This is a genomic window from Collinsella sp. AF38-3AC (assembly GCF_003474365.1).
Lineage (GTDB): Bacteria > Actinomycetota > Coriobacteriia > Coriobacteriales > Coriobacteriaceae > Collinsella.
Genome location: NZ_QROM01000002.1, coordinates 221,157 through 242,142 on the forward strand (window position 1 = coordinate 221,157; position 20,986 = coordinate 242,142).

19 protein-coding genes and 1 riboswitch are annotated in these 20,986 nt (G+C 60.8%); of the genes, 1 reads left to right on the forward strand and 18 read right to left on the reverse strand.

Annotation, left to right across the window (positions count from 1 at the left end; translation table 11 throughout):
* Window positions 1-71: 71 nt before the first annotated feature.
* From argC to DW029_RS02430, 9 genes are all read right to left on the reverse strand, one after another.
* Window positions 72-1,142 carry an N-acetyl-gamma-glutamyl-phosphate reductase gene (gene argC / locus DW029_RS02390; RefSeq protein WP_118345167.1) on the reverse strand — a complete coding sequence of 357 codons (1,071 nt, stop codon included), beginning with the start codon at window positions 1,140-1,142 and terminating at the stop codon, window positions 72-74.
* Between the two features lie 259 nt (window positions 1,143-1,401).
* On the reverse strand, window positions 1,402-1,812 hold the full coding sequence (locus DW029_RS02395; protein WP_117734277.1) for a pyridoxamine 5'-phosphate oxidase family protein: 411 nt from the start codon (window positions 1,810-1,812) through the stop codon (window positions 1,402-1,404).
* 176 nt (window positions 1,813-1,988) lie between these two features.
* Window positions 1,989-2,435, reverse strand: coding sequence for a pyridoxamine 5'-phosphate oxidase family protein (locus DW029_RS02400; protein WP_117734276.1), 447 nt, complete (start codon window positions 2,433-2,435; stop codon window positions 1,989-1,991).
* Between the two features lie 30 nt (window positions 2,436-2,465).
* Window positions 2,466-3,266, reverse strand: a complete 801-nt coding sequence (locus DW029_RS02405; protein WP_118345168.1) for an energy-coupling factor transporter transmembrane protein EcfT — start codon at window positions 3,264-3,266, stop codon at window positions 2,466-2,468.
* A complete protein-coding gene (locus DW029_RS02410; protein WP_118345169.1) occupies window positions 3,266-5,170 on the reverse strand; it encodes an energy-coupling factor transporter ATPase in 1,905 nt (634 codons plus the stop codon). Before DW029_RS02410 ends, DW029_RS02405 begins: the two co-directional genes overlap by 1 nt.
* The gene (locus tag DW029_RS02415; RefSeq protein WP_117763492.1) at window positions 5,167-5,757 is read right to left on the reverse strand and encodes an ECF transporter S component; all 591 of its coding nucleotides are present in this window, start codon (window positions 5,755-5,757) and stop codon (window positions 5,167-5,169) included. The genes DW029_RS02410 and DW029_RS02415 overlap by 4 nt, the downstream gene beginning before the upstream one ends.
* Before the next feature lie 5 nt (window positions 5,758-5,762).
* A riboswitch (FMN riboswitch) is annotated at window positions 5,763-5,955 on the reverse strand.
* 371 nt (window positions 5,956-6,326) lie between these two features.
* Complete coding sequence (groL, locus tag DW029_RS02420; protein WP_117734272.1) at window positions 6,327-7,964, reverse strand: chaperonin GroEL; 1,638 nt, start codon at window positions 7,962-7,964, stop codon at window positions 6,327-6,329.
* A 96-nt stretch (window positions 7,965-8,060) separates the two neighbouring features.
* The gene (gene groES / locus DW029_RS02425) at window positions 8,061-8,354 is read right to left on the reverse strand and encodes a co-chaperone GroES (protein WP_022094351.1); all 294 of its coding nucleotides are present in this window, start codon (window positions 8,352-8,354) and stop codon (window positions 8,061-8,063) included.
* A 368-nt stretch (window positions 8,355-8,722) separates the two neighbouring features.
* On the reverse strand, window positions 8,723-10,360 hold the full coding sequence (locus tag DW029_RS02430; protein ID WP_233543773.1) for an amidohydrolase: 1,638 nt from the start codon (window positions 10,358-10,360) through the stop codon (window positions 8,723-8,725).
* Between the two features lie 168 nt (window positions 10,361-10,528).
* Here DW029_RS02430 and DW029_RS02435 point away from each other — a divergent pair, with 168 nt between their 5' ends.
* The gene (locus DW029_RS02435; protein ID WP_118345170.1) at window positions 10,529-11,992 is read left to right on the forward strand and encodes a M20 family metallopeptidase; all 1,464 of its coding nucleotides are present in this window, start codon (window positions 10,529-10,531) and stop codon (window positions 11,990-11,992) included.
* A 140-nt stretch (window positions 11,993-12,132) separates the two neighbouring features.
* Here the strand turns inward: DW029_RS02435 and DW029_RS02440 are convergent, their stop codons facing one another.
* The 9 genes from DW029_RS02440 to DW029_RS02480 form a co-directional block, all read right to left on the reverse strand.
* On the reverse strand, window positions 12,133-13,383 hold the full coding sequence (locus DW029_RS02440; protein ID WP_158572594.1) for a zinc-ribbon domain-containing protein: 1,251 nt from the start codon (window positions 13,381-13,383) through the stop codon (window positions 12,133-12,135).
* A gap of 149 nt (window positions 13,384-13,532) precedes the next feature.
* Entirely contained in the window at window positions 13,533-14,555 is a 1,023-nt protein-coding gene (locus DW029_RS02445) for a YitT family protein (RefSeq protein ID WP_118345172.1), read from the reverse strand.
* A gap of 207 nt (window positions 14,556-14,762) precedes the next feature.
* On the reverse strand, window positions 14,763-15,284 hold the full coding sequence (locus tag DW029_RS02450; RefSeq protein WP_118345173.1) for an Asp23/Gls24 family envelope stress response protein: 522 nt from the start codon (window positions 15,282-15,284) through the stop codon (window positions 14,763-14,765).
* A 44-nt stretch (window positions 15,285-15,328) separates the two neighbouring features.
* Window positions 15,329-15,706: a DUF2273 domain-containing protein gene (locus DW029_RS11650; protein ID WP_233505175.1), complete on the reverse strand. Its 378-nt coding sequence runs from the start codon at window positions 15,704-15,706 to the stop codon at window positions 15,329-15,331.
* Window positions 15,699-16,244, reverse strand: coding sequence for a hypothetical protein (locus DW029_RS02460; RefSeq protein ID WP_147351859.1), 546 nt, complete (start codon window positions 16,242-16,244; stop codon window positions 15,699-15,701). Before DW029_RS02460 ends, DW029_RS11650 begins: the two co-directional genes overlap by 8 nt.
* A 166-nt stretch (window positions 16,245-16,410) precedes the next feature.
* Window positions 16,411-17,217, reverse strand: a complete 807-nt coding sequence (locus DW029_RS02465; RefSeq protein ID WP_117734266.1) for a YebC/PmpR family DNA-binding transcriptional regulator — start codon at window positions 17,215-17,217, stop codon at window positions 16,411-16,413.
* A 165-nt stretch (window positions 17,218-17,382) separates the two neighbouring features.
* Window positions 17,383-19,566: a DUF6020 family protein gene (locus tag DW029_RS02470; RefSeq protein WP_233543774.1), complete on the reverse strand. Its 2,184-nt coding sequence runs from the start codon at window positions 19,564-19,566 to the stop codon at window positions 17,383-17,385.
* Window positions 19,567-19,651: 85 nt separating this feature from the next.
* The gene (gene lgt, locus DW029_RS02475) at window positions 19,652-20,473 is read right to left on the reverse strand and encodes a prolipoprotein diacylglyceryl transferase (protein ID WP_118272938.1); all 822 of its coding nucleotides are present in this window, start codon (window positions 20,471-20,473) and stop codon (window positions 19,652-19,654) included.
* A gap of 109 nt (window positions 20,474-20,582) precedes the next feature.
* A complete protein-coding gene (locus DW029_RS02480; protein ID WP_035137589.1) occupies window positions 20,583-20,861 on the reverse strand; it encodes a NifU family protein in 279 nt (92 codons plus the stop codon).
* Between the last annotated feature and the right edge of the window lie 125 nt (window positions 20,862-20,986).

A 20,986-nucleotide genomic window follows, 5' to 3' on the forward strand; every position in this document is an offset into this window, starting at 1 on the left:
GATCATGAAACCAGCTTAAGAGTGGCGCCCCACTCGATGCCCGACTACCAAATCGTTAACAATCGAATGTGCTACACCGGGCACGCCACTGTGGGCAAGCCTCGTCGCTCGTCAAAACCAAAGACGATATTGGCGCACTGGACCGCCTGGCCTGCTGCACCCTTACACAGATTGTCGATGGCGCCCGTCGCCACCAGCACGCCCGCGCGCTTGTTGAGCGCGAGGCCGATCTGGGCGGCGTTGGTGCCGACGACCGAAGCCGTCTTGGGCTGCTGACCGGCATCGAATACACGCACGAAGGTGCGACCGGCGTAGAACTGCTTGTAATGGTCGACAACGTCCTCACGGGTCAAGGTATCGATAGCCTGTGGCGTAAGCGGCATCGTTACCGTAGAGAGTAGACCGCGCTTGAGCGGTGCCAGGTGCGGGGTAAAGACGACGCGATCGGTTAGGCCCAAGATCTGCTCAATTTCGGGCGTGTGACGGTGCTTGCCCACGCCATAGGCCTCCAGGTTTTCGTCCGCGCTGCAAAAATGCGTACGGGCGTTACAGGACTTACCGGCACCCGTCACACCGCTGATAGCGTCAACGATCACGGGGCCACTCTGGGCAACCCAGCCGGCGCGCACGGCGGGCGCGGCGGCAAGGCTCGTTGCGGTGGGATAGCAACCGGCACAGGCGACCAGCACGGGTTTGCCGTCGGCATGGTCGGATGCGGCGGTCTCCAAGTCCTGGCAGAACAGCTCGGGCAGACCAAAGGCACGGGTCTTGAGCAGCTCGGGGCTCGTGTGCTCGGCGGCATACCAGACCTCAAAGGTGACCGGATCGTTCAGGCGGTAGTCGGCCGAGAGGTCAATGCAGGAGACTCCCGCGGCGAGCAGGGCGGGCACCTGTGCCATGGCAGCCGTGTGCGGCACGGCAAGAAAGACCGCATCGCAGCTCTTGAGCTCGGGGGCGTCATGCGTGGTAAAAACCAGATCGCTTATGCCAGCAAAGCTCGGGTACACCGCGGACAGCGGCTGGCCAGCATCGGCGTTGGACGTAATGGCAACAAGCTCAAACTCGGGATGGCCGAGAATGAGGCGAATAAGCTCGGCTCCGGCGTATCCCGCCGCACCGACGATTCCAACCTTCAAAGACATTTCAGACTCCTTGTCTGCGATGTAGGCACCGATGCGCATTCCGCAGTCGTCGTTATGAGGTAGGTTGAAACTTTAGCACCAGAGAATACATATTTACGTAAATAGTTTGCGTCTTCATGCATTGAAACACGCCCGACATATTTGCTTGAAGGAATTGACAAATTGGAGCGGGCCCCGTATTGACCGGCACTCCTTACGGCGCCGGGCAATACGGGGCCCGCCCATGCGGATACTAAGTTGTTAAGATGAGCTAGCCTGACTACAGCTCGACCGGCACCCATTCATCGTGGTTGCAGATATACGCCTCGGGATCCTCGACGCTAAAGAAGACGAGCGTGGGGTCGTTAGGCCCCTCATAGTGCTCGCTCAAGCGCTCAAGATGTTTCCATCCTGCCTCGCGCATATCGGGAGCGGCCTGGTCATCCAGACCCGCACGCCCGCGCAAGATCAACCAACCATGGCCCGGCCACCAACTCGTGGCCTCAAAACGCTGATTATGCAGCAGCTCTTGCCACACATCTTTAGTACGCGCCGTTACAAACCACAGCTTGCCGTCCTGAATCTGCGCAAACGAGAACGGACGCACATGCGGCTGCCCGTCCACACTCGTCGCCAGATACCACGCCGGCACCGACGTCAGATACTCCAGTACCGTATTCAATCCGTCCACGGTTCCTCCTGCCACTAGCTAATTTGAGATGGGTAGTTAATTTGGGACGGGGCTATTTTAGCTACCCCTTAACTGCCAATGAATTATTTGGCCAGGATAATTGTCAACTGGCATATGGGGGTAGCTAAAATAGCCCCGTCCCAAATTAACTACCCCGGAAGACTGGTCTGTGTGAGCTAGAGCTCCAGGCGCTCCTCGCTGCCGTCGATATCGCAGAAGCGCGCGGCAATGTTGCGGACCGAAAAGAAAGCAAGGCGGCCGTCGTTGGCACTCTCGTGTTCCTCGCCGATGCCCACCATGTGCTTAAAACCCGCTTGACGCACCTTGTCGCTCGCAACTGCGTCGTCCTCAAGTGCGGCCTCGCCGGTCAATACGATCCAACATTCCCCCGGCTTCCAGCCCGAGAGCTCGAACTTGGGATTCGCACTCAGCTCCGCCCACACATCCTTGTCGCGCGACGTGCAAAACCACAGTTTGCCGTCATCGACCATGGCAAACGAAAACGGCCTCACGCGGGGCTGATGTCCGTCGGCCACATCGGTCGTGGCCAGATACCACGCCGGAATGCGCCTGAGATACAAACAGGCGCGCTCAAGCTGAGCCGTGCGGTCGTTGTCGGTCATAGGGACCCCTTTCTTGCGCTCAAATCGCGCCTAAACAAGTTGAAGATTGATGACGATGACGCAGATGAGCAGCAACGCCGTCACCACCGCCGCCAACGCATCGCCGCGGCCAAATGCAAGCGCATGCAGACGTGTGCGGCCCTGCTCGCCATGATAGCAACGGGCATCCATGGCGGCAGACAACGTCTCGGCATGACGGAACACGCCGGTGAACAGCGGAATCGCCACACTGCCGAGCATGCGCACACCGCCGAGCGGACCGCCCGTCACGCGCGCGCCGCGGCTGGCCTGCGCATCGGCCGTCTGTTTCATTTCGGTGGCAAATTGCGGCATAAACCGCAGCGCGATGCCCATAATCATGCCAAGCTCGTGTGCCGGAAGCCCCACACGCGCGAACGGTGCGAGCAGACGCTCAAAGCCCGCGGTGAGGTCGAGCGTGGGCGTGGTGAGCGTAATGGCGCTCATGCCGGCCATCATCAGAGTCAGGCGGCACGCCATAAAGGCGGCAGAACGCAGCGAGCCCTCGCTTATCTGCAGAAAGCCGAGCTGCCACAGGATGCGCCCACTCTGATCGGTAAACAAGTTGAGCACCGCGACCACGACGACGATCGCCAGCAGCGGCGCCATCGATGATAGGACCCGGCGCAACGGCACCCGGGGCACGGCATAGATCAGCACGACGAAAATTGCGACAGGGGCCAGTCCGCGGAAGCCACTGACTGTGAGCGTCGTGATCAGAAACACAAAGCCCAAGAGCAACTTGGTTCGCGGGTCCAGGCGGTGGATTGCACTATCGCCGGGATAGTAGCTGCCAAACGAAAACGCCTCCATCAGCAACCCTCCTCTCGCGTGACCGTTTCGGATTTGGCCTTGTCCGAGACGTTAGAAGAACCGTCCGAGCGACCGATCAGCAAATCTGCCAACTCGTCGGCCAACGACTCAACCGTATAGAGCCCGCCGCGACGCAGCGGCACGCCCGCTTCCGCGAGCGCCAACGCCATGCGCTGAGCAGCAGGTACGCCCAAGCCGATCGACTTGAGCTCATCGGCATGCGCAAACACCTGCTCGGGGGTTCCCTCGGCAAACACCGCGCCTTCGTTCATTACGACGATACGGTCGCAGCAATTGGCCAGGTCATCCATGCTGTGCGAAACCATGACAACGGTCAGGCCATCACGGTGAAGTCGATCGATAAGCTCAAGGAAATCCCTGCGCGCAGCCGGATCGAGCCCCGCCATGGGTTCATCGAGCACCAGGACCTCGGGTTCCATGGCAAGCACGCCGGCAAACGCCACGCGGCGCTGCTGGCCGCCCGAAAGCTCAAAGGGACTCTTGTCGCCGACCGTGGAAAGGTCGAGGCCCACGCGCGAGAGCGATGTCTCAACGCGGCGGGCAACCTCGGCCTGCGACAAGCCAAGGTTGTGCGGACCAAACGCCACGTCCTGCGCCACGGTTTCGGCAAACAGCTGACGCTCGGGATATTGAAACACCACGCCGACCTTGGCCTTAACCGCGGCGGCGTCTTTCTTGTTTGACAGATCGAGCCCCAGCGCGCGAACGGATCCCTCCTGAGGGCGAATCAAACCGTTGAGATGCTGGACCAGCGTCGACTTACCCGAACCGGTATGACCTGCCAAGCCCAGGAACTCGCCGCGACGCACCGTCAGCGATACATCGCGCAGCGCCCACGGGCTGCTGGGGTCGTTTCCCCAGAGAGCCTGTTTGCTCGATTTGCCCGCAGTGGCCGAGCGCTTATGCCAGCGGCGGCGCTCGCGCGGACTGAGCGAATAACTGTACGAAACATGGGATAGCTCGATGACGGGCTCCGACGTGTTGCCCTCGTTGTCTACCGGAACAGTGCCGTCAGCGATTTCCAACTGGGATGCGGAAGACTGCCCCGCGATGTCTGCCCCACTTCGCTCGGCATAAGCCTGCGCAATCTCGGCGACCATATCCGCCTCATGCACCTGTGCGCAAACGGGCACGCCCTTCGCACGAAGCGACCTGCCCAGACAGCACGACGCCGGCATATCCAGGTTGAGCTGCGCAAGTTCGTCTGCCCGCGTCAAGATTTCCTCGGGCTTACCGAGCATGGCAACGCGCCCCGCCCGAAACACCGCGACACGATCGGCCTCGGCGGCCTCTTCCATAAAGTGCGTAATCATCACGATGGTCATGCCGCGAGCGTGCAACGCGCGGCAAGCCTTCATGAGGCCCTTGCGTCCACGCGGATCGAGCATCGAAGAAGCCTCGTCCAATATGAGCACGCGCGGTTCCATGGCGAGCACGCCGGCAAGCGCCACGCGCTGCTTTTGGCCACCCGAAAGTGCATGGGTCTCGTGGCGCTCAAAGCCCACCAGGCCCACGGCCTTCAGCGCCTCGCGCACGCGCTGTGCGATCTGGGCGGATTCCACCCCTAAGTTCTCGGGACCAAAGGCAACATCGTCCTCGACAAGCGTCGCCACGAGCTGGTCGTCGGGATTCTGAAACACCATGCCCGCGGTCGAGCGAATGTCGTAGACCAGCTCGGGATCGGACGCGTCCATGCCGTTGACGCACACCGTTCCCGCATCGGGCTGCAGTAGCGCGTTCAAATGCTTGGCAAACGTCGACTTGCCCGATCCGTTTCCGCCGAGGATGCAGAAAAACTCGCCGTCCTCTATGTTCAGATCGACGCCGTCAAGCGCCGGCACGGCACCGTCATAGCTAAAGGAAACGCCCCGACACTCAATCATGCGCGGCCTTTGACCTGGTCCTTTTTAGGCGTGATGAGATTGGAGACCGCCTTGTACACTGCAAGCGTGAGCACCGAGTTAAGCACGGTCTTGATAAGGTTAAACGGCAGTACGGCAGGAAGCATGAGCGGGGCAATCACATCGACCGAGCCATACCAGAACCAAACGCCAATGGTAAGGTTTGCGACCATAGACAGCGCTGTAGCGGCAACAACACCGAGCACCAGGCCAATCACGGCACCCTTATAGGTGTGCATCTTCTGGTAGACGATAGCCGCAGGGAGAATATAGCCCAGCGTAGCAACCAAGTTCATAAGCGCACCGACCCAATCGCCCGTGGTAAGCGCATGGATTACGATCGCCATGGCGGCAACAGCTGTGCCGGCACCAGGGCCATACGCAAACCCACACACCATCGCCGGCACCAGCGACGGGTCATACGTCAAAAACGGCGCCGAGGGAAGGATGGGCAGCTGCACATACATAAACAGGGCGCCCAGGGCGCACATCAGCGCCATGGTAACGAGCTGTTTGGTGCTCCACCTATTCGTGTTCTCAAAATGGATATGCTGCGACTGTTCAGACATAAGATCACCTGCCTCTTTCATCCGGACTCTAACCGTTGGTACTGGGATCTCACCAGTTCAGCCGGCATGCGAACCAACGCACACACGGGTCGCGGACTCATCGGCTCGGTCGCAGGCACTTTACCTGCGCCACGGCGCCCCTTTGACACCGCCCGATTTACCGCCAGTGGGGAATTCCACCCCGCCCTGAAACAGCAATTGCAAGTGTAGCACCAGCAGGCTTTCGCGCAAGTATGCCGAGGGTAATTTGTGGCGGAGATCAGTTGCCGAAACAACCACGTTCCCCACCCACCCCAAAGTGGCGCGCCTTTCGCGCAAAGCGCGAAACAGCGACCGGGACACGCATCCCTATCAACCACGTCCTTCTCCGCGAGCCGACCTCAAGGCCGTAAACGCAGGGAATCCGGGGGCGTGACGGGGGCTTCTCTCCGGAACATTCCGCAGGACGCAAAGAGGCTCCGCAGCGCGAAGCGCGATGCGGAGCCTCTTTGCATGTCCGAGGACGTTCCGGAGAGAAGCCCCCGTCACGCCCTGCGGATTCCCGGTGGGAGTTCTAGACCTTGTCGGCCTTAGTACATACCGCCGCCCTGCTGACCAGCGGTAGCAGCAGCGATAGCGTCCTCAAGCTGAGTGTTCTTGGGCACATCGGAGACGGTGGCCTCGGTGATGAGGATCAGGCTGGCGACAGAAGCAGCGTTCTGCAGGGTGACGCGGCTGACCTTGACGGGGTCGAGGACGCCCATCTCGATCATGTCGCCCCACTCGCCGTTGGCAGAATTTAGACCCTGGCCAGCGGGCAGCTCGGCAACCTTGTCGACCACGACAGCGCCCTCAAAGCCAGCGTTCTTGGCGATGGTGGCGACCGGAGCGGTCAGAGCCTTCTTGACGATGTCGACGCCGATCTTCTCCTCGGGGTCGTCAATCTCGACAGCATCGAGCGCGGGCACAGCGTCCATGAAGGCGACGCCGCCGCCGGCGACGATGCCCTCCTCGACAGCAGCGCGGGTAGCCTGAAGGGCGTCCTCGACGCGATGCTTGATCTCCTTGAGCTCGGACTCGGTAGCAGCGCCGACCTTGATGACGGCAACGCCACCGGAGAGCTTGGCCAGGCGCTCCTGGAGCTTCTCGCGGTCGAAGTCAGAGGTAGTGTTCTCCATCTCACCCTTGATCTGAGCGATACGGGCGTCGATGGCCTCCTTGGAGCCAGCGCCGCCGACGATGACGGTGTTGTCCTTGGAGATGGTGACGGACTTAGCGGTACCGAGCATATCGGCGGTGATATCAGCGACCTTCACGCCCAGCTCGTCCAGAGCGGCCTGGCCACCGGTGAGGACGGCGATGTCCTCGAGGATGCGCTTGCGGCGATCGCCGTAGCCCGGGGCCTTGACGGCGCAGACGTTGAGGGCGCCACGGATCTTGTTGAGGACCAGGGTAGGCAGAGCCTCGCCGTCGATGTCCTCAGCGATGATGAGCAGGCCGCGGCCAGCGCGCTGGACAGCCTCGAGAACGGGCATGATGTCCTGAACGCTGGAGATCTTCTGGTCGGTGATGAGGATGAACGGATCCTTCATCACGGCCTCCATGCGGTCGTTGTCCGTGACGAAGTAAGCGGAGACGTAGCCCTTGTCGAACTGCATGCCCTCGACGGTGTCGATGGTGATGTCGAACGTCTGGGAATCCTCGACGGTGATGACGCCGTCCTTGCCCACGACCTCCATGGCCTCGGCGATCTTCTCGCCGACCTCGGGGTCACCGGCAGAGATGGTACCGACGGAAGCAATCTGCTCCTTGGTCTCGACCGGCTTGGCCTGCTTCTTCATCTCGGCAACGGCGGCGTTGACGGCCTTGTCGATGCCGCGACGGATGGCCAGCGGGTTGGCGCCGGCGGCGACGTTGCGCAGACCGTCGTTGACGATGGCCTGGGCGAGCAGGGTTGCGGTGGTGGTACCGTCACCCACGGTGTCGTTGGTCTTGGTGGCGACCTCCTTCACCAGCTGAGCACCCATGTTCTCGATGTTGTCCTCGAGCTCGATCTCCTTGGCGACGGAAACGCCGTCGTTGGTGATGGTCGGGGCACCGAACGTGCGCTGCAGCGCAACATAGCGACCCTTGGGGCCCATGGTGACGGTAACGGCGTCGGCCAGAGTGTTGACGCCCTTGGCAAGCTTAGCGCGGGCATCGGTGTTAAACGTAATGTTCTTTGCCATGGTAGGTAATCCTCCAAAAGAAATGCGACTCGCGTCGCCGCTTCCGAGTCCTATGCGGCGGGCGCGTTCAAAGACGAATCAGAGATTCTGACGAGACTAGGCCTCGACGACGGCGTAGATGTCGTCGGCGCGCATCAGCAGATACTTCTCGCCGTCGACCTTGACCTCGTTGCCACCGAACTTGCCGTAGATGACAACGTCACCGACCTTGACGTCCATGGGGATGCGCTCACCCTTGTCGTTGACCTTGCCGGCGCCAACGGCAACGATGGTGCCGCGCTGCGGCTTCTCCTGAGCGTTGCTGGCGATATACAGACCAGAAGCGGTCTTCTGCTCGGCCTCGTCGGGCTTGACCAGAACACGATCTGCAAGCGGCTTCAAAGACGACATGCTTGTCTCCTCCTTTTTGGGCCGCGCGGTTATACCACGCGAATTAACCCTTTTTGTTTGCGTACGCGTTGAATGGTACCCACGAATGGCGGGTTATACAACACGGAGTCAAAAAATCTTATTTTTTGGCACTTAGATTTTCTGAATGCCGGGGGATAACTTAACAGTGGCTCCCGGGGCGGACCGGAGGGCATGAAGTTTGCTGCTCTACAGTCCTGCGCAAGACGGAAAGCACATTAAGTGCTTTCCTTTGCGTGCGGAACTCGCGACAAACTTCATGCCCTCCGGTCCGCCCCGGGAGCTGGGGTAACTTATCCGGGCCCGGTGTTCAGAAAAGTCAGTGCAGCAAAATGGCGATGCAGATGGGGTTAGCGCTCGTAAATCAAGTTGCCTGCCAGGTAGGTGGCCTGAACCTTGGTGGCTTGCAGTTCTTGGGGGTCGATGGTGAGCGGATTTTGGTCCAGGACTACCAGGTCGGCATACTTGCCGGGCTCCAAGCTGCCGAGGTTTTGCTCGTCGCCCGCTGCATAGGCGCTGCCCAGGGTGTAGTTGCGCAGGGCTGTTGCTGCATCGATGCGCTCGCTCGGCAGCCAGCCACCCTCGGGCCAGTGGCTTTTGGGGTCCTGGCGTGTGATAGCCGTGTAGAGCACGTTCATGCTGGTAACGGGCGTGATAGGGCTGTCGGTACCGAAGGCTTGGCGAATGCCGCGCTGCTTATAGGTCGCGAACGGCCACATGATGCGGCTGCGTTCCAGGCCCAGGTCGCGCTCCGGACCACCTGGGTCGAGCGTGATGTGGCAGGGTTGGCTCGAGGCAAGGATGTTGAGCTTGCGCAGGCGATCGATGTCCTGAGGCAGCAAATTCTCCAGGTGCTCGAGCGTGTTATGGCCGTGCTGGGGCAGGCCGTACAGTTCGGCCGCTTCCTCGAAGATATCGAGCGCGGCATGGATGGCACCGTCGCCAATGACGTGGATGCGCACGGTGTGGCCGCGCTCCGCGGCAGCCAGAACTAGCTTGCGCATGCGCTCGGCGGGAACCGTCAGACGGCCCTGGTCGCCCGGGAAGCGCGGATTGGTATAGGGCTCGGTGAGATATGCCGTGTGTTCGCTCGACACGCCGTCGAAGAACTGCTTAAAGCCCGGCGCCGAGAGCAGCACATTGTTCGCGTAACGTGCCTGCAGCTCTTCCAAACGCGATTGGTCATCCAGCAGTGTGGGGAACAGATGGGCTCGGATGCCCAACTTGCCGGCTGCCTGTAGTTTGTCGTAGACGTCGTCGCGGATAAAGTCGCAGCCCGGCATGGGCATGAGCGACATATCGCAGATTGAGGTGATGCCTTGCTCTGCCATACGCTTCATCTGGTCGGCGTAAGCGCTCGCGATGCGATCCTCGCCCAGCCACTCAAGGCAGCGCGGCAGCAGCTGCATGGCAGCCGCCTCGTGCGCAATGCCCGTGAGTTCGTCGTTTGCGTCCTTGTCGTAGCTGCCGCCCGCTGGTGGCTCGCTGTCGCGCGTGACGCCGAGCGCCTCGAGTGCGCGGCTGTTGAGCCAAAGCGTGTGCCCGTCGCCCGAATACATAACGCAAGGACGATCGGGGAATGCCGCATCGAGCGACGCCTTGGTTGGATGCTCGGGCGGGTCCCAACGGTAATCGCGCCAGCCCTGCGTCACAACCCAAGCGTCATCGGGCAGGTCCTGGGAAAACTCGAGCGCATGCTGTACCAGTGCTGCCTCGGACGTGCCCATATCCATGAGCATGTACGGCGAGGAGCCGACCGAGGTATGGAAGAAGTGCAAGTGCGCGTCGTGGAAACCGGGGCAAACAAACTGCTCGCCGTAATCGATAACCGGCGTGACGGCGGGAGCCGCGGCGATCACATCGTCAGGCTTGCCGACCGCGACGATACGGTCGCCCGCGATGGCAATCGCCAGCTCACGGGCATCATCGATGCCGTCTTGTGCGGTAAAGACGTTCTTGGAGCGGATTATCCGATCGATATGTTGCATGGGCATCCCCATCTCTGGCAGGAAATTCAACACCCCCGAGTGTACTCCCCCACTCTTGTTACTAAACCCCAAGCGGCAAACGGCTGCTTTGCCACGCCAAGTGGCAGGTGGCATACTGGAGGCAGCCTGTACGATTTTGCGATCAACCCAGCAAGGAGCAAATCGATCATGACGAAGACCAAGGCACAGCAGATTATGGCAGCGACCGGGGTGCGAGCGGCTGACGACATCACCGCAGCCATCCAAGATATCGCTGCCGAGTTTGAGCCCTACATCATCAAGCAGCGCCGCCACTTCCATAAGCACCCGGAGCTGAGCCTCGCCGAGGAGCGCACGACTTCTGACATCGCCAACCAGCTCGACGCCATGAATATCCCCTACGAGCGTCCGCTCAATACGGGCCTTGTGGCGACCCTTCGCGGCACCGCGCCCGACGCCTACCGCGAGGACGGCACGCCACGCCGCCGCATCCTGCTGCGCGCCGACATCGACGCCCTGCCCGTCACCGAGCAGACCGGCGAGGAGTTCGCCAGCGTCAACGAGGGCTGCATGCACGCCTGCGGCCACGACTGCCACATCGCCATGATGCTCGGCACGCTGCAGATTCTGCGCCATATGACCGACGACATCCACGGCGAGGTCCGCATCGTCTTCCAGCCCAGCGAGGAAAACGGCCAGGGCGCCAAGCTCATGATCGGCACAGGTGTGCTCGACGGCGTCGATGGCGCCTACGCCGCGCATATCTGGAGCGAGGTCGATGCCGGCACCGTAAGCTGCGAGCCCGGTCCACGCATGGCCAACACCGACTGGTTCCGCATCGACGTACGCGGCACCTCATGCCACGGCGCCATGCCCCAGCGCGGCCACGACGCCGTTATGGTTGCCGCCGAGATCGTCAACGCCTTGCAGACTATCGTTTCGCGCGAGATTAGCCCCTACGAGCCGGCGGTCATCACCGTCGGCGAGCTGCACGGCGGCACCGCGCGCAACGTTATTGCCGGCACGGCCTACCTCGCCGGCACGGTGCGCACCTACGGCGATTCGACCCACGAGGAAATGCCGGAGCTTATGCGCCGCATCGTGGAGCATACTGCGGCAGCCTTGGGCGCCGAGGCAGAGCTCGCCGACTACACCATCGCCAACTACAAGGTCGAAAATGACGCGGCCTCGAGCGAACGCTGCCGTCAGGCCGTAATTAAGTGTCTGGGCCCCGCCGGCCAAGGCCATTATCGCGGCACGCTCTCGGGCGAGGATTTTTCGGAGTACCTGCGCCGCGTACCGGGTGTGCTCGCCTTTGTAGGTACGCGCAACCCCAAGATTGGCGCCACGTACGCCCAACATTCCTGCTTTTACAAGATTGACGAGACCGTACTGGCCAAGGGTTCCATGGTGGCCGCCCAGTATGCCATCGACTTTTTGGCCGAGCCCACGCAAGAGGAGCTCGACGGCCCCACGATCGCCGCGGTTGCCGAGACCAACCCCGACTTGGCCGCCAAGTTGCGCTCTGCCAAGGCGACGACTGCCGAGGCCCGTGACGCCATCCACGATGCCCGCACGGCTCGTCATGCCGCGATCAAGGGCATCCACGAAGCTCGCGCCGCCGCTCGCCGCGAGGAGAAGCACGACGAGTAGTCGATTCGCGACTATCTCGCAGTCATAGCCGCATCGCGATGTCAAAGCGGGGGCGAACGCTATCTCAACGTTCGCCCCCGCTCATTTGTCAGGCTCTATTTCTACCATTTCTCCCCGTCCCCAAATGGCAGGCGGCAGGGCTACTCGTCCTGCAGGTCCTCGTCGGAACTCGACTCGGGTTCGGGTTCGGGCTCAGGCTCAGGCGTCGGCTCGGGCTCGGGCTCGGGCACCGGCGCAGGCTCAGGCTCGGGTGCAGGCGCCGGCTCGGGCGCGGGCGCAGCATCCGGAGCGCTATAGCCCGAAGGAGCGGCCTTCTTCTCAAACGGCAGCACAAACGTCAGGACGTCGTCCTTGTCTTCGTCGGCCCACTCGCTTGCGTAGCGCGCCACCCAGTAGCCAACGGCACGATGCTTGAGCATGCTGCCAAAGACCGTAAGAAATACGGTGACGAATGCGATCAGCACCAGAAACAGCACGAGCGTGACGCCGCCGCCGGAAACGATTGCCTCAATACCCGTAGGACGATAGTAGTAGCTATACATACCAACAGAGGCAATGGCGCCAAAGACGGCCGTCAAGATCCATGTGATGACGTTGGCGATCAGGCCCGTCAAAAACTCGGGAATAAACGAAGCGCAGAACAGCTTAGTCTTATTGTTCTTAAAGGCCGCCCAGACCTTATCGAGCGAAAACGCGCTCTCAACGCGACCGGTCACCGCAAAGTGCATCACGGCGATGTCGGCGAACATCTTAAAGAAGACGCCCAGGACCGCCGAAGCGATCAGAGCCAGGACAAGCAGGCCCAGCGAGCCAAACAGCGCGGCCTCGAGCGCATAGGAGCCGTAGTAAGAGTACGAACCTGCGGCGCCGAGCGCAACGCCTTCAATTACCGAGAGCACTACACCAATAACGGGAATGGCAGCAATGACCTTGAGCACGCTCGAGATGACGCCCGAAAAGACTCCGAGACCAAACGACGTGGAGCGCATCAACGGACGGTCGATGCCGTCATCGACCTTGAGCGACAGGTCGCGGCCCCATTCGATGCCAAAGCCAGAACCGCACGCGCTTGCCACACAGGCTGCCAAAAAGCCGATAGCAGCCGCGATACCGCCGATAACGGGAATGAACAGCACGAGCACCGACACGACGCAGATAAGCGCCGGCAAAAAGGCGATCTGGCACACGCGCTGTAGTACGCCCGGCATCTTGGTCATATCCTCAAACGCTTGAGCCACACAGCCCTTGGGCACGTTGACCACGGGCGGCTGCGTCATGACCTGCTGAGGCTGCCCCTGAGGAGCCGCACCGGCCGCTGCATTAGGAGCACCACACGCGCCACAGAACTTGTCGTTATCGCCCATGGGAGCGCCACACTGCGAACAGAACATCGAAATCATCCCTTCGTATCTTGAGCGAATCACCTGGATCGCAAACGATGTCTTGTCATCATTATCACCCAGTGTGAGGACAAATTCTCCTAGATGACGTTTTTGCAACGCGCAGGGCGTTATTTGATTGTTAGACGAGCGCGCTCGCGTTAGTTCGTTCCGCGGAAGCCCTTGCCGACGATCTCGGAGCTGTCAACGATCGTGATAAAGGCACCAGGATCGACCTCGCGCGCGTAGCGACGCAGCTGCACGGCCTCGCGGCGGCTTAGCACGCTCATGATCACCGTCACGCACTTGCCCGAGAAGGCTCCGTAGCCACGGCTGATCGTTGCCGTGCGGTTGAGATGCTTGACGATAAACTCCTCGACTTTGCGCGGTTCGGCGCAAATAATCGTACAGACCTTACGAAGGTGAATGCTCTCGATGGCCTTGTCGACCACAAGCGTCTTGGCAAACAGGCCGAGCACGCAATACAGGCCGACGCGCGGGCCATACAAAAAGGCCGCGATAGTTACGATGCCGATATCGACCAGCAGCAACGCGCGGCCAATCTCGAGCGTGGTGCGGCGTTTGAGGATCATGGCCAGAATGTCCGTGCCACCCGTCGAGGCGCCAATATCGAAGACGATGGCGCTGCCGAGGGCCGGCAGAATCACGGCAAAGCACAGGTCGAGCCACATATCGCCCGTCATCGAGACATCAGTCGGGATAAAGAGCTCAAACAGCGAGACGTAGGCCGAAAGCGCAAAGGAGGCAAAGACACTCCAAAGGATTGCCTTACGCTCCAAAAAGATAAAACCCAGGATGACCAGGACCGCGTTGATAATCCACATAAAGACGCCGACGGGCAGAGTCGGGAACAGCGTAGAAAGAATGACCGACACACCCGAGGTGCCGCCGAAGGCAAAGTGATTGGGCGTTTTGAAAGCCACGATGGCAAAGGCCGTGAGGATCAGGCCCAGGTTGAGCTCGGCAAAAAAGCGCGGAAAGCCTGGTTCCTGGCTGCGCTTGCGGCCGGCGCGTTCGCCTTGCTCAATAACATCGCGATCGACAACGCGCTCCATCGGCACCACCGGAGGACGATGCACCTCCTCGGCAGCACGCGATGCCGCCTCTGCCGCAGCGGTCTCAATCGCCCATGCTTTGCTTTCTGTTTCGTGCTCGTCAGCCATTACGGCAACCCCTCGTTAACAATTTGGAAACAATGCGCCCATTAGGGTAACGCGGAACGCAGCAATTGCAACCCTTAGTTAGACGAGCGGTATGCCCGCATCGGGGGCATACAAAGAACGGCCAGCCGCGCATGTGCCTGCGTGACTGGCCGTTTAACGTTTTGGCAGATAAAACCTGCCAAAATAAACCTGTCCCTTTTTGGCAGGTTACTCGTGCTGGTTGGTGCGGCGTTCGTACTCCTCGGGGGTGATGACATCCTCGATGCGTAGGTTGACGCCCGCCACCTCAAGGCCGGTCATCGCGGCGAGGCGCTCGGTCACACGCGCCTTAACGTCGTCGAAAATCGCGGGCGCGTAGGCGCCATACTCGATCATGACGGAAATGTTGACGACCACGCGGTTGTCATCGGTGACCTCGACCGTCACGCCCTTGGTCAGGTTCTCGGCACCAAACTGCTCCTGTACAAAGTGCATGAGGTTGCCCTTCATGCCCAAGACGTGCGGCACCTCGCGGGTGGCCATGGCGACGATTTTCTCGATCACGCCGTTGGAATAGGTCAGCGAGTCCTCGGACTCGTCAGCCTCCTCGTCGTCCTCGTCAACCTCGTCTTCGGATTCGGCCTCGACAAACGCCTCGTCCTCGAGCGTCACGCCTTCGGCCTCGGCGACGACGGTCTCATCCGCATCGAGCTCGGTATCGGTCACATCGACCTTCGTGTTAAAAGCCATGGTTCCTCCTTATGCCCACCGCATACGCGGCGGTCGAATACATGCTAGCGACCGCTAAACAGGCGGCCGAAGAAGTTGACGATCCCGTTTTCGCCATCGCGAATCTGGCCGATCACAGCCCCGATCAGCACGAAGAATGCGATGACCAGCGTGTCCCACAGGCCGAGCGTGAGCACCAGCACCGCGAGCACAAAACCCGCGACGGCGCCGAGCGTGGTGTTGGGATGGCGAACGGCATAGCTCCAGATAGCCGCCCCCGTGCCCTTAATGAGACCCATGGCCTCGTCAAAGTCGTCGACGACCGCGTCACGCGACTCGGTGCCCTCTACCTTGGGATCGACGACCTCGCTTGCCGGCGCGGCGCTCTGATCGATGGTCAGGCGCGGGGTGCGGACGGTCTTATCTTGATTGGTATCACTCACCGGAAACCTCCACGGTCTGGACGGTAGTCTTGGACGGCAAAAAACGGACGCGCGTAGTCGTACCCGGCGTACCGAGCATGGTGTCGCAAGCTTCCTCGATGCGCTGCTGCATCGCGGTAGCCAGAGATGCCACGTCCTTATCGTCAAGCGCGATAGCCTCGACCTTAAAACGGACGTGCGAATCGTCGGAGCCTTGGACGCGGGCCTCGACATGCTCGACCATCACGCGGTCGTCGCGCTCGGCAGCAGCCCTGGCGCACGAAGAAAGCGCCGCGAGGGTAACCTCGATATTGCGCTCCCCCGCCGGATGCACGCAGGACGGTTCGCGACGGGCGAACATCAGGCGGAAGAAGCTTACCAGCACGCCGATCGCCACGACGCCGGCGCACGCCGTGACGACGATGCGCGGCATGGAGTCGCGCATCAGCAACATAAAGCGATACGTATACGGCCCCCAAAACTGGCAGACAAGCGTACCCAGCGCCACGATGGTAGCGGCAAGGTACACGATCGCTAGGGCTCGTTTGAGTACGCGCACGCGGCGCTCCCTTCAAATCTCGGCTCTCGAAATGCAAAACGGTTCGCATCATTATAAAAGAGCCGGGTCCGGTGCTCTACGCACGCGGATCCGGCTCATCTATTCCACGAGGCTTGCATGCTCGCTTCATTATGCCCAGATATGCACGGCTTAACCCGTGCAGGCGCTACTCCTCCTCGAGGGCAGCGATGACCTCGTCGGTCATGTCCATGGTGCTGTAGACGTCCTGGACGTCGTCGAGCTCCTCAAGACGGTCGATGAGGCGCTGAACCTTCTTGGCGTCGGCGCCGGAGACCTCGGTCGGGGTGGTCGGGACCATGGTGGTCTCGGAGCCCTTGACCTGGACGCCCTGCTCCTCGAGCGCCTTGGAGACAGCCATAACGTCGTTGGCAGCAGTCCAGACGATCCACTCCTCGCCGGCGTCCTCGTAGTCCTCGCCACCGGCCTCGGCGATGGCCATCATGAACTCATCCTCGTCACCGGCAGCACCGTTGGCGATCATGGTCTCCTTCTTGGCGTTCTCGTCCAGGATCTCCTTGGCGACGACGATCTGGCCCTTGCGCTCAAACTGGAAGGCGACGGAGCCGGAGGTGCCCAGGTTGCCACCAGCGTGGGAGAAGGCGGAACGGACATCAGCGGCAGTACGGTTGCGGTTGTCGGTCAGGCAGTCGACGTAGACGGCGACACCGGCGGGACCGTAGCCCTCGTACACGATGTTCTCGTAGACGGCAGCATCGGCGCCCGAACCAAAAGCCTTGTCGATAGCGGACTTGATCTTGTCCTTAGGCATGGACTGAGCCTTGGCCTTGGCAACGGCAGCGGCGAGGCTGGCGTTGTTCTCGGGCAGCGGGTCACCGCCGAGACGGGCAGCAACGGTGATGTTGCGGCTGAGCTTGGAGAAAAGGGCGGAACGCTTGGCGTCCTGCGCGCCCTTACGATGCTTGGTTGTGGCCCACTTAGAGTGTCCGGACATACGTGTCTCCTATCGGTTTCGACCTAAAGCCCAGCGCAGATGCTCGGGCAATATAAACAAACGTCGTTATGATATACCTACTGGCCTGCGAGATAAACCCCAAAATGAAGGCGTCGTGATGATGCCACCCTTTGGTGCAAAGTAACCTGACCCCAATGCACCAAGTTAGGACCAGAGGAAGTCGCTGCGGGTGACGGTGGCGCCGATGGCGAAGGGCATGCAGGCGATGACCGGATACAGGTAGCGCATGTAGGTCGAGCCGTTGCACGGGCCAATCAGGCACACAGCGAGCACGCCCAACAGCGGCACCCAGATTGCCAGCGCACGCCATGAATGACGACGCAGCAGGTAGACCACCGCGGCGATCATGATCCACACATAGGTGGCCGAGCTCATGGTGAGCGAGATAAACGGGATGCGCTGCACCGCCACGCGATACAGGTTGATCAGGTGGTCGCACCAGCGCACAACCTTGCTATCGACCGGATGGAAGTCGAAGTACTTGAGATTATCGGGGCGCGCCATAATCTCGGCACTGCGCGCCGTGCTGTAGACCCACGCATCGCGGGCACTCGGATAAAAGTAGCCGTAATAGTTATTGATGAGCGCCGAGATATAGCACTCGGGATCCTTTTTGAACATCTGAGCCCACACCTCAAAATAGGCCTTGATGTCCTCCTGCGAGGCGTATTCGTTAAAGCAATTTTTGACGGCATCCGACTTATCCGGGTTATAGCGGCGGCCCAGATTCTCGTACTTGAGCACACGGTCGATCACGGCACGCTCTTCGTCGGCCACCAAGCCGTCGCAAGGAGCCTCCACGATGGTGCCGTCCTCCTTAACCGTGGGGTTGACGCCCGAGTTGAGGCCGTCGTGCTTTTGGACGAAACGAGCGGTCTGCTGAAACGGAATCGAGAGGATTTCGCGCTTGGAACCAGGAGTGATGTCGTGCGCCGGCATAAAGACCTTGGTGAAGTACATATTAAAGGCAAGGCAGAGTGCAAGCACCGCAAGAACTCCCACCCAGCGGAAGCGCGAGATGGCGCCCGAAGGCGCAGCACCAGCCTGCTTGGCTGCACGACGAGCCACATGCGCGTCCCATGCGCAAAACGCCGACGCGATTACGCATGCCGCCAGGGGAAACACCAGGCCGCCGTTGCGCAAAAACGTGGAACCCATGGCGCCCAGAGCGAGCAGCAGCCAGTCGTGGCGCGCAAAGAGCACGGTGGCTTTCTCGCCCGCTCGCTCGACATTGGCATCACGACGGGGCAAGCCACATGCCACGAGCTTGACGGTCTGTACCAGCAGCACCAAAAACGTGTCGGCAAACAGCACATCTTTGGTAAGCAGGGCCGCGTAGTTAGAGAACATCGGCATAAACGCAAAGAACAGCAAGATCACGCCGCGGACCGGCAGGCTCACGCCCAGTTTGCGCAGCGACGAGATGGAATAGGCCATGCAGGCAGCCGTGATGACAAATTGAGTGCAGGTATAGATGGTGAGGCCCGCGTTAGCGCTGTTGAACAGCGAAAGCCCCAGCTGAACGCACGAGCCGATAATGGCCGTGTGCACCACGGGGTGATGTCCGTTGAGCAGCACGTTGGGGTTGAGTAGGCGCAGGTAGTCGCTCGTGCCGTTGGGATAGTTGAACCACTGGCGAATCTGCGCACCCGTATCTCCCATAAAAAGGCCGGGCAGCGAAGCGATGAGCGTGGGCGCCCAGGCGATCATAAGCACCAGGAAGGGCCCGGCAAAGGGATGGACCGAGAGTACGGCGTGAGCCACACGCCATATGCGGCCAAAGTGCGCTTCGGAAAACGGAATGCGCCGAGAGCTCAGCCAATCTAGACACTCAAAGGCAAGGTAGAAGGCAACGATCGCCAGGAGCATCCAGCCCGCGCCGCCAATCCAGGCGCAGATGATGCGAGCTTTGTCGCCAAGGACGATCTCGGCCGAGTCGGTGAGGTCGTAGCTGCGGCCGAACACCATGCAGATGGCGAAAAACAGCGACGGCAGAATGATTGATGGGCGCCAGGTGTCGCCGCGGCCAAAGAACACGTAGCGAAACGGCAGCGTGAGCAGGCAGGCAAGTGCAAGCAGCATGACCGCGTCGGTATGGCCGGCAAACGAGAGGAGTACCTCGTAGCACACGTACAGCATGCCCGAGGCTTTGGGGTCAATCGCCAAGACTGCGTTGCTCGACACCGGGGCGGGATCGATGGAAAACGCCGTGGTCGCCAACAGCGCGAGCAAAAATGCGATGAGCGTCTGCTTGGCGGGGTAGCGCTTAAACCAGACGATGCGAGCGGCATCGCGCGCAGCCGTTGTGGAGAGGTCGGAATCCTTCACAGTCCAAAGAGCCTTTCTAGAAACCTATCAAACTCGGCAAAACCACCACAAAGGTGCCTGTCCCCTTTGTGGTGGTATGTGGTGGTTAGGCGTCGAGGTAGATGCGCTGGGGGCGATTGCGGTGTCGGGCGAAGATAATGAGCGCCAGGCCGGCGATCACGAGCGGCAAACTCAGCAGCTGACCCATGGTGATAACGCCACCCAGCAGATAGCCCAACTGCGCATCGGGCACGCGCACGAACTCGACGAGGAAGCGGACGATGCCGTAACCCATCACGAACACGCCCATAAACGTGCCTTGGGGCAGTAGCGGCTTTTTGCGGCTGAGCACCTGCAGAATGCAAAAGAGCACGATGCCCTCCAGAAATGCCTCGTAGAGCTGGGAGGGGTGACGAGGCATCTCGCCCGCAGTCCCGCCAAAGACCACGCCCCACGGCAGATCGGTCGGCTTGCCCCACAGCTCTCCGTTGACAAAGTTGGCACAACGGCCCAGGCACAGCGCCAGCGGAGCACCGATAACTGCAAGGTCGGCAATGGTCCAGGCGTCGAGCTTATACATGCGGCACACGATGATGCCGCCGATAATGCCGCCGACCAGGCCACCGTGGAAACTCATGCCGCCCTCGTTGGTGGCAAAGATCTCGAGCGGGTGCGCCCAGTAGTAGCCATCACCGTAAAAGACGACGTAGAACAGGCGCGCACCGATAATGAGGCCAAAGACCGCGCCGACCACGACGCTCGTCAGGTCATCAATCGTAATGTCGAAGCCCCAACGACGCTGCGTGCGGTACATAACGACCGCCGTGAGCAGAGCACCGACCACGTAGGCCAGGCCGTACCAGTAGATGGTGATGGGGCCCGCCGAGATCGCGACGGGATCAAGCATATGGTAGAGGTCGTTGAGCATATCGATCCCCCTGCTCCCTACATACAAATGCGGCCGCGGGCCTTACGCTCGCAGCCGCATATTATGGCGTAACGTCTATGCGAAGCGTACCGTCCGCAGCTTTCGCATCTTAGAACGGCGCGTACTCGTCGTACAGGTCCTCGGCCTCGCCGGAAGCATTGACCTGTTCAACGCGGGTAACGCCGGGCACATGCTCCTTCAGGATACGCTCGATGCCCATAGACAGGGTTAGCGAGCTCATGGGGCAGCCGGCGCAGGCGCCCTGCAGCTCCAGCTTGACAACGCCCTCGTCGTCGACGCCCACATACTCCATATCGCCGCCATCGGCCTGCAGGTTGGGGCGAATCTCTTCAAGAACTTTCTTAAGCAGCTCTTCGTTAACAGCCACAGGGGCTCCTTTCTCACAATAACGCGGGCACGCCCGCGGACAGGGGCTATGTTACTACAGCCATGTACCCGCTTAGGCGCCAGCCATGCGTGCGGACACGACTTTCACGAGCAGTCAATTTGGGA

Bases quoted from the DNA above. Each gene is read 5' to 3' on its own strand.
- DW029_RS02430 (WP_233543773.1), bottom strand. From the start codon at position 10,360: ATGCAACATATCGATCGGATAATCCGCTCCAAGAACGTCTTTACCGCA.
- argC (WP_118345167.1), bottom strand. From the start codon at position 1,142: ATGTCTTTGAAGGTTGGAATCGTCGGTGCGGCGGGATACGCCGGAGCC.
- DW029_RS02465 (WP_117734266.1), bottom strand. From the start codon at position 17,217: ATGTCCGGACACTCTAAGTGGGCCACAACCAAGCATCGTAAGGGCGCG.
- DW029_RS02445 (WP_118345172.1), bottom strand. From the start codon at position 14,555: ATGGCTGACGAGCACGAAACAGAAAGCAAAGCATGGGCGATTGAGACC.
- DW029_RS02415 (WP_117763492.1), bottom strand. From the start codon at position 5,757: ATGTCTGAACAGTCGCAGCATATCCATTTTGAGAACACGAATAGGTGG.
- groL (WP_117734272.1), bottom strand. From the start codon at position 7,964: ATGGCAAAGAACATTACGTTTAACACCGATGCCCGCGCTAAGCTTGCC.
- DW029_RS02410 (WP_118345169.1), bottom strand. From the start codon at position 5,170: ATGATTGAGTGTCGGGGCGTTTCCTTTAGCTATGACGGTGCCGTGCCG.
- groES (WP_022094351.1), bottom strand. From the start codon at position 8,354: ATGTCGTCTTTGAAGCCGCTTGCAGATCGTGTTCTGGTCAAGCCCGAC.
- DW029_RS02435 (WP_118345170.1), top strand. From the start codon at position 10,529: ATGACGAAGACCAAGGCACAGCAGATTATGGCAGCGACCGGGGTGCGA.
- DW029_RS02400 (WP_117734276.1), bottom strand. From the start codon at position 2,435: ATGACCGACAACGACCGCACGGCTCAGCTTGAGCGCGCCTGTTTGTAT.
- DW029_RS02450 (WP_118345173.1), bottom strand. From the start codon at position 15,284: ATGGCTTTTAACACGAAGGTCGATGTGACCGATACCGAGCTCGATGCG.
- DW029_RS02440 (WP_158572594.1), bottom strand. From the start codon at position 13,383: ATGTTCTGTTCGCAGTGTGGCGCTCCCATGGGCGATAACGACAAGTTC.
- DW029_RS02405 (WP_118345168.1), bottom strand. From the start codon at position 3,266: ATGGAGGCGTTTTCGTTTGGCAGCTACTATCCCGGCGATAGTGCAATC.
- lgt (WP_118272938.1), bottom strand. From the start codon at position 20,473: ATGCTCAACGACCTCTACCATATGCTTGATCCCGTCGCGATCTCGGCG.